Source organism: Pseudomonas sp. SJZ131 (assembly GCF_007828705.1).
GTDB classification, from domain to species: domain Bacteria; phylum Pseudomonadota; class Gammaproteobacteria; order Pseudomonadales; family Pseudomonadaceae; genus Aquipseudomonas; species Aquipseudomonas prosekii.
Genome location: NZ_VIVC01000002.1, coordinates 200,787 through 212,349, shown reverse-complemented (window position 1 = coordinate 212,349; position 11,563 = coordinate 200,787). Strand labels below are relative to the sequence as shown.

Genomic DNA, 11,563 nt, shown 5'->3' with positions numbered 1-11,563 from the left:
TGCAAAAAGCTGAGGCCAGCCGATCTAGTCGCGGTGAAACCTGGAGGTTCAGAGCAGCACCACGTCGTATTGTTCCTGCGAATACATGGTTTCGACCTGAAAACGAATGGTCCGACCGATAAATCCTTCGAGCTCGGCGACGTTGCCCGACTCTTCGTCGAGCAAGCGATCGACGACTTTCTGATTCGCCAATACCCGATAGCCTTCAGCCTGATAAGCGCGGGCCTCGCGGAGGATTTCGCGGAAAATCTCGTAGCAGACGGTTTCCGGGGTTTTCAACTTGCCGCGCCCCTGGCAACTGCTGCACGGCTCGCACAGCACTTGTTCGAGACTCTCGCGGGTGCGCTTGCGGGTCATTTGCACCAGGCCCAACTCGGTGATGCCGATGATGTTGGTCTTGGCGTGATCGCGCTCCAGCTGTTTCTCCAGCGTGCGCAAGACCTGGCGCTGGTGCTCTTCGTCTTCCATGTCGATGAAGTCGATGATGATGATTCCGCCGAGGTTGCGCAGGCGCAGTTGGCGGGCAATCGCGGTGGCGGCCTCGAGGTTGGTCTTGAAGATGGTTTCTTCGAGGTTGCGATGGCCGACGAACGCCCCGGTGTTGACGTCGATGGTGCTCATGGCTTCCGCTGGATCGACCACCAGATAGCCACCGGACTTCAACGGGACTTTGCGCTCCAGGGCTTTCTGGATTTCATCTTCGACGCCGTACAGGTCAAAAATCGGCCGCTCGCCGGGGTAATGCTCGAGGCGGTCAGCGATTTCCGGCATCAATTCGGCGACGAACTGCGTGGTTTTCTGGAAGGTTTCCCGCGAGTCGATGCGGATCTTCTCGATCTTCGGGCTGACCAGATCGCGCAAGGTGCGCAACGCCAAGCCGAGGTCTTCGTAGATCACGCTTGGCGCGCCGATGGTTTTGATCTGGTCGTTGATCTGGTCCCACAAACGCCGCAGGTAGCGGATGTCCATGAGGATTTCCTCGGCGCCTGCGCCTTCGGCGGCAGTGCGCAGGATGAAACCGCCGGCCTCCTTGATCCCTTCCTTGGCCACGCAATCGGTGACCACTTGCTTGAGGCGTTCGCGCTCGCCCTCGTCTTCAATTTTCAGGGAAATGCCGACGTGCGCGGTGCGCGGCATATACACCAGATAACGCGACGGGATGGACAACTGCGTGGTCAGACGCGCGCCTTTGGAGCCGATCGGATCTTTGGTGACCTGGACGACCAGGCTCTGACCTTCGTGAACCAGACTGCTGATGCTTTCGACCGCCGGCCCTTCGCGCAGGGAGATTTCCGAGGCATGAATGAACGCGGCGCGGTCCAGGCCAATATCAACGAAGGCTGCCTGCATGCCTGGCAAAACCCGCACAACCTTGCCTTTATAGATGTTGCCGACGATCCCGCGCTTTTGCGTGCGTTCGACATGAACCTCTTGCAGAACACCGTTTTCGACCACCGCCACGCGCGATTCCATCGGCGTGATGTTGATCAGAATCTCTTCACTCATGGCAGGTTCTCGTTCAGGCATGTTCACGATAATGGCCGCATCTAGTCAGTACGACGCTCAGCGCGCGTTAGGGGTTTGCCAACAGGGTATGCCGAAATGGCCGAGGAGTTCTGCGGTTTCGCACAACGGCAATCCGACCACCGCCGAATAGCTGCCATTGAGCCCGGCGACAAATACTGCGCCCAGCCCTTGAATGCCATAACCGCCGGCCTTGTCCCGGGGTTCGCCGCTGGCCCAGTAGGCAGCAGCCTGCTCGGCGCTGATCGGGCGGAACCGCACCAGACTGCGCACCACCAGCGACTCGCAACGCTCGCCATCCAGCACCGCCACGGCGGTCAGCACTTCATGCTCACGCCCGGACAACAGCTTAAGCATGGCGCACGCCTCGGCTTCGTCCACTGGTTTGCCGAGAATTTTGTTGTCCAGCACCACGGCGGTGTCGGCGCCCAATACGCAACACGCTGCGGCAGAATCGAGCGTGCGACGCCCGGCCTCGGCTTTGCCGCGCGCCAAACGCTCGACATAAGCCGATGGGGTTTCGTGGTTCAGAGGGGTTTCATCGATGTCCGCGCTGATGACGGAGAACGGCACGCCGATCTGCGTGAGCAGTTCACGCCGACGCGGCGAGCCTGAGGCGAGGTACAACGTTTTCATCAAGACATCTCCCTTGTCGAGGTGCGGGCAAATGCCTGACCGAATTAGTTGATTTTGTAACGCCGACGCAAGCCGCGCAAACCGAAGCTGATCCATGGCCAGAGCAGCGCGCTGACCAGTGCCGGGAGCACCAGCGCCAGCGTTGGCTGGCGGTTGCCGGTCAGGGCGCTGAGCCACAACTGGACCAATTGCGCGAGGCCAAAGATCACCAGGATCACCAGGCATTGCTGCCACATCGGGAACATTCGCAGGCGTTGTTGCAGCGACAACACGAGGAACGTGATCAGCGTCAGGATCAACGCGTTCTGCCCAAGCAACGTGCCGTAGAGCACGTCTTCGGCCAGCCCCAGGCACCATGCGGTGACCATCCCGACTTTCTGCGGCAAGGCCAGCGCCCAGAACGCCAGCAGCAGGGCCAGCCACAGCGGACGAAGAATTTCCATGAATTGCGGCAGCGGCGAAACGCTGAGCAGCAGCCCGATGGCGAAGGTTAGCCAGACGATCCAGCCGTTACGCGATGAAGTAGCACCGGCCATTATTCTCTTCCCCAAGTGGTGGCCGGTGCAGAGACAGGCGGTTTGGCAGCTGGCGGCTTGGTGACGGCCGGTTGCGAGGCAGGTGGTTTGGTCGCGCGGGTGGCCGCCGGCGGTTTGGCCGGAGTTGCCGCTGCTGGCGTGGCGGCTGCTGGTGTCGCGGTTGCAGGTGCAGCGGCGGCGGGTGCAGTGGCTGCGGGTGCGGCGGCAGGTGCGGCGGTCGGCGCAGGTCTTGGCACCGTGCTTGGGATCATCGGTCCGCCGCCGTACTGGTCCAGCGTTTCCTGGGCCTGCGCGGCTTCGTTGGCGCGTTCTTCAGCAGTGCGGCCATCGCTGAACACCAGCAGCAAGTAGCGGCTGCGGTTCAACGCGGCGGTCGGCACGGCGCGGACGATCGCGAACGGCTGGCCGGAATCGTGGATCACTTCCTTGACCGTCGCCACCGGATAACCCGCCGGGAAACGCTGACCGAGGCCGGAGCTGACCAGCAAATCGCCTTCCTTGATGTCGGCAGTATCGGCGACGTGACGCAATTCCAGGCGTTCCGGGTTGCCGGTGCCGCTGGCAATCGCGCGCAGACCGTTGCGGTTCACTTGCACCGGAATGCTGTGAGTGGTGTCGGTCAGCAACAACACGCGGGAGGTGTACGGCATCAACTCGACCACCTGGCCCATCAGGCCGCGCGCATCGAGCACCGGCTGACCGAGGACCACACCGTCGCGCTCACCCTTGTTGATGATGATGCGATGGGTAAACGGGTTGGGGTCCATGCCGATCAACTCGGCGACTTCGACCTTCTCGTTGACCAGCGCGGAGGAATTGAGCAATTCGCGCAGCCGAACGTTCTGCTCGGTGAGGGCGGCAAGCTTTTGCATGCGACCCTGCAGCAGCAGGTTTTCGGTCTTGAGTTTTTCGTTCTCGGCGACCAGTTCGGTACGGCTGCCAAACTGGCTGGCCACACCTTGCCATAGCCGCTGCGGCAGGTCGGTGATCCAGTAAGACTGCATCAGCACCAGCGACATTTGGCTACGCACTGGCTTGAGCAGTGTGAAGCGGGCATCGACCACCATCAGCGCGACCGACAGCACGACCAGCACCAACAAGCGCACGCCCAGTGAGGGGCCTTTGGTGAAGAGCGGTTTAATAGGCCGCTCCTCCCAGGCAAATGTTCTCTTTATTCATACGGCATCAAACCGGCCTGGATGCAGACTGACAGAAGATAAACGCCAACAGGCAGCACTGCAAAGTGCTGCCTGAGCGCCAACAGCATAGAGGCAAACCAACGACTTATTCGCTGGAGAGCAGGTCCATGGTGTGTTTATCCATCATTTCCAGGGCACGGCCACCGCCGCGAGCCACACAGGTCAGCGGATCTTCGGCAACGATCACCGGCAGACCGGTTTCCTGGGCCAGCAACTTGTCGAGGTCACGCAACAGCGCGCCACCACCGGTCAGCACCAGACCACGCTCGGCGATATCGGAAGCCAGTTCCGGCGGCGATTGCTCCAGCGCGCTTTTCACTGCCTGAACGATGGTCGCCAGCGACTCTTGCAGAGCTTCCAGCACTTCATTGGAGTTCAGGGTGAATGCGCGCGGCACGCCTTCGGCCAGGTTACGGCCACGGACGTCGACTTCACGGACTTCGCCGCCCGGGTAGGCTGTGCCGATTTCCTGCTTGATGCGTTCGGCGGTGGATTCGCCAATCAGGCTGCCGTAGTTGCGACGCACATAAGTGATGATCGCTTCGTCGAAGCGGTCGCCGCCAACCCGTACAGATTCGGCGTAAACCACACCGTTGAGGGAGATCAGGGCGATTTCAGTGGTACCGCCACCGATATCGACAACCATCGAGCCGCGGGCTTCTTCAACCGGCAGGCCGGCACCGATCGCAGCAGCCATTGGCTCTTCGATCAGGAACACTTCACGGGCACCGGCGCCGAGAGCCGATTCGCGGATGGCGCGACGCTCGACCTGGGTCGATTTGCATGGAACGCAGATCAGCACACGAGGGCTAGGCTGCAGAAAGCTGTTTTCGTGAACCTTGTTGATAAAGTACTGCAGCATCTTTTCGCAGACGCTGAAGTCGGCGATAACGCCATCTTTCATCGGACGAATGGCGGCAATGTTGCCCGGCGTACGGCCGAGCATGCGCTTGGCCTCGGTGCCGACAGCAACGACACTTTTCTGATTACCGTGTGTCCGAATGGCCACAACCGATGGCTCATTCAGAACGATACCGCGCTCGCGCACGTAAATAAGGGTGTTGGCAGTGCCCAGGTCAATGGAAAGATCGCTGGAAAACATGCCACGCAGTTTCTTGAACATGGGAAAGGGACCCTAGGCAACGCGTGGGTAAAAAAGTGCGGCAAACTCTAACAACGACAGGGATTTTGGGCAAGGCGCCAATATGTTAAATTGGCCGCTTTTCTGTGCACCAACCCCCACAATCGCGGCCTTATGACCGTAGAAATGCGGTAGTGTTCCGACAATCTAACACACGGACGCCGTCCGTTCTGTTTTCCACTGGAGAATCCCATGGCGCTTGAACGCTCCGACGTGGAAAAAATCGCTCATCTGGCCTGCCTTGGCCTGAATGATGCCGATCTTCCACACATCACTTCGGCCCTGAACAGCATTCTCGGGCTGGTCGACGAAATGCAGGCGGTCAATACCGACGGTATCGAGCCGCTGGCCCACCCACTGGAAGCCAGCCAACGCCTGCGCGCAGACGTGGTGACCGAGACCAATAATCGCGAGGCCTATCAGTCCATCGCACCAGCGGTCGAAAACGGCCTGTACCTGGTTCCGAAAGTCATCGACTAAAGGGAAAGAGCCTGCAATGCATCAAATGACTCTGGCCGAGATCGCCCGCGGACTCGCCGATAAAAAGTTTTCTTCCGAAGAGCTGACCAAAGTCCTGCTGGCGCGCATCGCCCAGCTCGATCCTCAGCTCAACAGCTTCATCAGCCTCACCGAAGACCTGGCGCTGCAGCAGGCGAAAGCCGCTGACGTGCGCCGCGCCAATGGTGAGAGCGGCGCCCTGCTCGGTGCGCCGATCGCCCACAAGGATCTGTTCTGCACTCAGGGCATTCGCACCAGCTGCGGCTCGAAGATGCTCGACAACTTCAAGGCACCGTACGACGCCACCGTCGTCGCCAAACTGGCTGCGGCCGGCGCCGTGACGCTGGGCAAGACCAACATGGACGAATTCGCCATGGGTTCGGCCAACGAGTCGAGCTACTACGGCGCGGTGAAAAACCCGTGGAACCTGGAACACGTGCCGGGCGGTTCGTCCGGTGGTTCGGCGGCCGCGGTTGCCGCGCGCCTGTTGCCAGCGGCGACCGCTACCGACACCGGCGGCTCGATCCGCCAACCGGCAGCGTTCACCAACCTCACCGGCCTGAAACCGACCTACGGTCGTGTGTCGCGCTGGGGCATGATTGCCTACGCGTCCAGCCTCGACCAGGGCGGCCCGTTGGCGCGCACTGCCGAAGACTGCGCAATCCTGCTGCAAGGCATGGCCGGTTTTGATGCCAACGATTCCACCAGCATTGACGAACCGGTGCCGGATTACAGCGCCAGCCTCAGCACCTCGTTGCAAGGCCTGCGCATCGGCGTGCCGAAGGAATACTTCAGCGCCGGTCTCGACCCGCGCATCGCCGAGCTGATCCACAACAGCGTCAAGGAGCTGGAAAAGCTCGGCGCTGTGATCAAGGAAATCAGCCTGCCGAACATGCAGCACGCGATTCCTGCGTATTACGTGATCGCGCCTGCAGAAGCCTCCTCCAACCTGTCGCGTTTCGACGGCGTGCGTTTCGGCCATCGCTGCGAAGACCCGAAAAGCCTCGAAGACCTGTACAAGCGTTCCCGTGGTGAAGGTTTTGGCGCCGAAGTGCAGCGCCGGATCATGGTCGGCGCCTACGCGCTGTCGGCCGGCTACTACGACGCCTACTACCTGAAAGCGCAGAAGATCCGTCGTCTGGTGAAGAACGACTTCATGGCGGCTTTTAATGAGGTCGACATCATCCTCGGCCCAACCACGCCGAACCCGGCCTGGAAGCTTGGCGCGAAGAACAGCGACCCGGTCGCTGCCTATCTGGAAGACGTCTACACCATCACCGCCAACCTCGCGGGCCTGCCGGGTCTGTCGATGCCGGCCGGTTTTGTCGACGGTCTGCCGGTCGGCGTGCAATTGCTCGCCCCGTATTTCCAGGAAGGCCGTTTGCTCAACGTTGCGCACCAGTATCAGTTGAACACTGACTGGCACACCCGCACCCCAACCGGCTTCTGAGGAGAAACACATGCAATGGGAAGTCGTGATCGGGCTGGAGATTCATACCCAGCTCACCACCCGGTCGAAAATCTTTTCCGGTAGTTCCACCACCTTCGGTTCCGAGCCGAACACTCAGGCGAGCCTCGTCGACCTGGGCATGCCCGGCGTGCTGCCGGTGCTGAACCAGGAAGCGGTGCGCATGGCGGTGATGTTCGGCTTGGCGATTGACGCCGAGATCGGCCAGCACAACGTGTTCGCGCGTAAAAACTACTTCTACCCGGACCTGCCGAAGGGTTATCAGATCAGCCAGATGGAACTGCCGATCGTCGGCAAGGGCCATTTGGACATCGCCATGGAAGACGGCACGATCAAACGTGTCGGCGTAACCCGTGCGCACCTGGAAGAAGACGCCGGTAAAAGCCTGCACGAAGAATTCAACGGCGCCACCGGCATCGACTTGAACCGTGCCGGCACGCCGCTGCTGGAAATCGTTTCCGAGCCGGACATGCGCAGCGCCAAGGAAGCCGTGGCCTACGTCAAAACCGTCCACGCGCTGGTGCGTTACCTGGGCATTTGCGACGGCAACATGGCCGAAGGTTCGCTGCGTTGCGACTGCAACGTGTCGATCCGCCCGAAAGGCCAGGTCGAGTTCGGCACGCGCTGCGAGATCAAGAACGTCAACTCGTTCCGCTTCATCGAGAAGGCGATCAACAGCGAAGTGCGTCGCCAGATCGAGCTGATCGAAGACGGCGGCAAAGTGATCCAGCAGACCCGTCTGTACGATCCGAACAAGGACGAAACCCGTCCGATGCGCAGCAAAGAGGAAGCCAACGATTACCGTTACTTCCCCGATCCGGACCTGTTGCCGGTGGTCATCGAGGATTCGTTCCTCGACGACGTGCGCTCGACTTTGCCGGAATTGCCGCCGCAAAAACGCGAGCGTTTCCAGGCGCAATTCGGCCTGTCGGTGTATGACGCCAGCGTCCTCGCCACCAGCCGCGAGCAAGCCGATTACTTCGAGAAAGTCGCGAGCATCGGCGGCGACGCCAAACTGGCGGCCAACTGGGTGATGGTTGAATTGGGCAGCTTGCTGAACAAACAGGGCCTGGACATTGATCAGTCGCCGGTTTCCGCCGAGCAACTGGGCGGCATGTTGTTGCGCATCACCGATAACACGATCTCCGGCAAGATCGCCAAGGTTGTGTTTGAAGCGATGGCCAACGGCGAAGGCAGCGCCGACGAGATCATCGAGAAGCGCGGCTTGAAGCAAGTCACCGACAGCGGCGCGATCTCGGCGGTGCTCGACGAAATGCTCGCGGCCAACGCCGAGCAAGTTGAACAATACCGCGCGGCAGACGAAGCCAAGCGCGGCAAAATGTTCGGCTTCTTCGTCGGCCAGGCCATGAAAGCCTCCAAAGGCAAGGCCAACCCGCAACAGGTCAACGAACTGCTGAAAAGCAAGCTCGAAGGCTGATCGAAATGGAGCCAGATGTCATGCCTGGCTCCACCCCCTGTGGGAGCGAGCTTGCTCGCGATAGCGATTCGACATTCAACAATGAGTTGGCTGCCAGGACGCTATCGCGAGCAAGCTCGCTCCCATATTTGTATTGGGAAACCACTGAATGAAGCGTCTGTTCGGCGCCTGCGCCCTGCTCGCTCTGGTCGGCCTGCTGCCAGGTTGCGCCAGTGACGGCATCATCGACCCGCACGGTTACGACAAAACCGGCTCCGCGTCTTATTACGGCGCTCGGCATCAAGGCAAACGCACCGCCAGCGGCGAGCGTTTCAACAAGAATTCCCTGACCGCCGCCCATCGCCAATTACCTTTCGGCACCCGGGTGAAGATCACCAACCTGAACAATGACAAATCCTGCGTGGTGCGCATTAATGATCGCGGCCCGCACACCCGTGGGCGCCTGATCGACGTGTCCCACGCCGCCGCCGAGCGCCTGGGCATGTTGCGCAGTGGCACCGCGAAGGTTCGCGTGCAGGCGCTGGACGACTGATGGAGCGCGAATCATCTACGGATTAACCGACATCCCGCTGCTGAGCGTGCTCGAACTGCTCGGCGGCCTGCTCCTACTGATCGCCGGCGCCGAACTGATGGTGCGCGCCGCCGTGCGCCTGGCCGCGCGCCTGCATGTGCGGCCGCTGATCATCGGCCTGACCATCGTCGCCCTCGGCAGCAGCGCGCCGCAAATGGCCGTCAGCCTGCAAGCCATGCTCGCGCATAACCAAGACATCGCCGTCGGCAGCGTGATCGGCAGCAGCATCTTCAACATCCTCGTGATCCTCGGTCTGTCGGCGCTGATCATCCCGCTGCGCGTGTCGCGTCAAGTGGTGCGGCTGGATATTCCGCTGATGATCGGCGCCAGCCTGCTCGTGTGTTTACTGGCTTGGAACGAAGAACTGAGCCGCACCGACGGCATCATCCTGCTCGCCGCGCTGGTGTTGTATCTGGGATTGTTGCTGCGCCAGTCGCAGCATTCCGCGCGCCCGCATTCGAGTCAGCCGACAACGCCACGCGCACCGTGGGTCAGCAGCCTGCTGATGATCGTCGCCGGGCTGGCGATGTTGGTGTATGCCGGGCATTTGTTGCTCGGCGCCGCAGTGTCGGTGGCGACCGACCTCGGTTTGTCGGAGCGGATTATCGGCCTGACCGTAGTGGCGATCAGCACTTCATTGCCGGTGCTCGCCACGTCGCTGATTGCCGCATTGCGCGGGCAACGCGAAATTGCCGTGGGCAACGTGATCGGCAGCAATTTGTTCAATCTTCTCGGCGTGCTCGGTTTGACCGCGCTGGTGGCGCCCGCGCCGCTGTCGGTGTCGCCGAACGCGCTGGATTTCGACTTGCCGGTGATGCTCGGCGTCGCCGTGCTGTGCCTGCCGGTGTTCTATTCCGGTTACCGAGTGACGCGCGCCGAAGGCCTGCTGTTTCTCGGTTTGTACCTGGCGTACGGGCTGCACGTGGTGTCGTTTACCACGGGCATGCCGCTGGCCGGCAAGCTTGAACACCTGATGCTGATTTTCGTCCTGCCGGCGCTGGTGGCGTTTTTGCTGTTCACGTCGCTGCGCGCCTGGCGTCGCCAACACCACAAGAAGGATGTGCCATGACCGACCAGAAGAAGCCCGGCGTTGAAGTGCGCCGTCAAGTGATGGGCGATGCATTCGTTGACCGCGCGCTCGGCAATGCCACCGAGTTCAGCCAGCCGCTGCAGGATTTCGTCAATGAGCACGCGTGGGGCAGCGTGTGGAATCGCGAAGGTCTGCCGCTGAAAACCCGCAGTTTGATCACCCTCGCGGCGCTGACCGCGTTGAAGTGCCCGCAAGAGCTGAAAGGTCACGTGCGCGGTGCGCTGAACAACGGTTGCACCGTGGAAGAGATCCGCGAAGCACTGCTGCATTGCGCGGTGTACGCGGGTGTGCCGGCGGCGGTGGATGCGTTTCGGGCGGCGCAGGAAGTGATCGACACTTACCAGAAGCCGGATTAACAGCTTGGCGTTTGCAGCGTTAGAAAGATTGCTATCGCGAGCAGGCTCACTCCCACAGGGGAATGCATTCCAAATGTGGGAGTGAGCCTGCTCGCGATGAGGCCCTGAAGAACTGCGCAAATATTGGGGTTAAATCCACCCACCCCACTGCAACACAAAGATCCCGATATTGGTGGTCACCGCCGCCATCAGCGTTGTAATCACGATAATCGCCGCCGCCAGTTCATGGTTGCCATTGGCCTGACGCGCCATGACAAAACTCGCCGCCGCCGTCGGGCTGCCGAAGTACAGAAACAGAATCCCCAGCTCCGCGCCACGAAAGCCCCAGAGCCACGCGCCCACCGTCGCCAGCACCGGCAAACCGATCATCTTCACCAGGCTCGAACTCAGCGCCATGTTGCCGCTTTTGCGCAACGCCGCCAGCGACAAGGTGCCGCCAATGCAGATCAACGCCAGCGGCAGTGTGGTTTGCGCCAGGTATTGGCCGGAGGTTTCCAGCCAGCCCGGCAGACCGATCTTGAAATAGGCAAACGGCGCTGCGGCAAACACGCTGACGATCAGCGGGTTGGCCATCACGCTTTTGCAGATGCTCCACGGATCGGACTTGATCACCGGGCTGTACACCGCGAGCACGATGGTCGACAGCGTGTTGTAGAAGAGAATGACCAGCGCCGCGAGAATCGCCCCGAGGGAAATCCCGTAGTCGCCGTACATGCTCGCCGCCAGCGCCAGACCGATCACGCCGTTGTTGCCGCGAAACGCGCCTTGGGTATAGATGCCGCGATCTTCACGCGGGCATTTGAAGATCGCCCAGCCCCAGGCGATGGCGAAGCAAACGAGGGTGGCGACGGAGAAGTAGATCAGCAGCGCCGGTTGCAGCGCGGCGTGCAGGTCCGCGTGCAAGATGCCGAGAAACAGCAACGCCGGCATGGTGACGTTGAACACCAGGGCCGACGCTGTGTGAATGAAATTGTCGTTGATCCAGTTGATGCGCTTGAGCAGCACACCGAGAAACAGCATGGCAAACACCGGCGCGGTGATGTTCAGGGTTTCGAGAAAAATAGCCAGCATGCCGGGAGACCTTGGGGGTGGGCGTCGTTAGGGGG

General features: G+C 61.0%; 12 protein-coding genes. 6 read left to right on the top strand and 6 right to left on the bottom strand.

What is annotated here, in order from left to right; translation table 11 throughout:
* Positions 1 to 48 precede the first annotated feature (48 nt).
* The 5 genes from rng to mreB all read right to left on the bottom strand — a co-directional run bounded on the left by rng (position 49) and on the right by mreB (position 5,018).
* A complete protein-coding gene (gene rng / locus FBY12_RS07805) occupies positions 49 to 1,506 on the bottom strand; it encodes a ribonuclease G (protein WP_092273311.1) in 1,458 nt (485 codons plus the stop codon).
* Positions 1,507 to 1,563: 57 nt separating this feature from the next.
* Positions 1,564 to 2,160: a nucleoside triphosphate pyrophosphatase gene (locus tag FBY12_RS07800; RefSeq protein WP_145252524.1), complete on the bottom strand. Its 597-nt coding sequence runs from the start codon at positions 2,158 to 2,160 to the stop codon at positions 1,564 to 1,566.
* A gap of 44 nt (positions 2,161 to 2,204) precedes the next feature.
* Complete coding sequence (gene mreD, locus FBY12_RS07795) at positions 2,205 to 2,696, bottom strand: rod shape-determining protein MreD (RefSeq protein ID WP_092273316.1); 492 nt, start codon at positions 2,694 to 2,696, stop codon at positions 2,205 to 2,207.
* Positions 2,696 to 3,838: a rod shape-determining protein MreC gene (gene mreC, locus FBY12_RS07790; RefSeq protein WP_145252523.1), complete on the bottom strand. Its 1,143-nt coding sequence runs from the start codon at positions 3,836 to 3,838 to the stop codon at positions 2,696 to 2,698. Before mreC ends, mreD begins: the two co-directional genes overlap by 1 nt.
* A 142-nt stretch (positions 3,839 to 3,980) precedes the next feature.
* Positions 3,981 to 5,018 (bottom strand): rod shape-determining protein MreB, encoded by a 1,038-nt coding sequence (gene mreB / locus FBY12_RS07785; protein WP_002555108.1) that lies wholly within the window; start codon positions 5,016 to 5,018, stop codon positions 3,981 to 3,983.
* A 210-nt stretch (positions 5,019 to 5,228) separates the two neighbouring features.
* Between mreB and gatC the strand changes: the two genes are divergently transcribed.
* The 6 genes from gatC to FBY12_RS07755 all read left to right on the top strand — a co-directional run bounded on the left by gatC (position 5,229) and on the right by FBY12_RS07755 (position 10,457).
* Complete coding sequence (gene gatC, locus FBY12_RS07780; RefSeq protein ID WP_007976465.1) at positions 5,229 to 5,516, top strand: Asp-tRNA(Asn)/Glu-tRNA(Gln) amidotransferase subunit GatC; 288 nt, start codon at positions 5,229 to 5,231, stop codon at positions 5,514 to 5,516.
* Positions 5,517 to 5,532: 16 nt separating this feature from the next.
* A complete protein-coding gene (gene gatA, locus FBY12_RS07775) occupies positions 5,533 to 6,984 on the top strand; it encodes an Asp-tRNA(Asn)/Glu-tRNA(Gln) amidotransferase subunit GatA (protein WP_121733587.1) in 1,452 nt (483 codons plus the stop codon).
* A 10-nt stretch (positions 6,985 to 6,994) separates the two neighbouring features.
* A complete protein-coding gene (gene gatB, locus FBY12_RS07770) occupies positions 6,995 to 8,440 on the top strand; it encodes an Asp-tRNA(Asn)/Glu-tRNA(Gln) amidotransferase subunit GatB (protein WP_145252522.1) in 1,446 nt (481 codons plus the stop codon).
* Positions 8,441 to 8,588: 148 nt separating this feature from the next.
* Complete coding sequence (locus tag FBY12_RS07765) at positions 8,589 to 8,972, top strand: septal ring lytic transglycosylase RlpA family protein (protein ID WP_121733589.1); 384 nt, start codon at positions 8,589 to 8,591, stop codon at positions 8,970 to 8,972.
* A gap of 46 nt (positions 8,973 to 9,018) precedes the next feature.
* Complete coding sequence (locus FBY12_RS07760; RefSeq protein WP_145252521.1) at positions 9,019 to 10,080, top strand: calcium/sodium antiporter; 1,062 nt, start codon at positions 9,019 to 9,021, stop codon at positions 10,078 to 10,080.
* Positions 10,077 to 10,457, top strand: coding sequence for a carboxymuconolactone decarboxylase family protein (locus tag FBY12_RS07755; RefSeq protein ID WP_145252520.1), 381 nt, complete (start codon positions 10,077 to 10,079; stop codon positions 10,455 to 10,457). The genes FBY12_RS07760 and FBY12_RS07755 overlap by 4 nt, the downstream gene beginning before the upstream one ends.
* Positions 10,458 to 10,586: 129 nt before the next feature.
* Here the strand turns inward: FBY12_RS07755 and FBY12_RS07750 are convergent, their stop codons facing one another.
* Positions 10,587 to 11,528 carry an AEC family transporter gene (locus FBY12_RS07750; RefSeq protein WP_145252519.1) on the bottom strand — a complete coding sequence of 314 codons (942 nt, stop codon included), beginning with the start codon at positions 11,526 to 11,528 and terminating at the stop codon, positions 10,587 to 10,589.
* Positions 11,529 to 11,563: the final 35 nt, after the last annotated feature.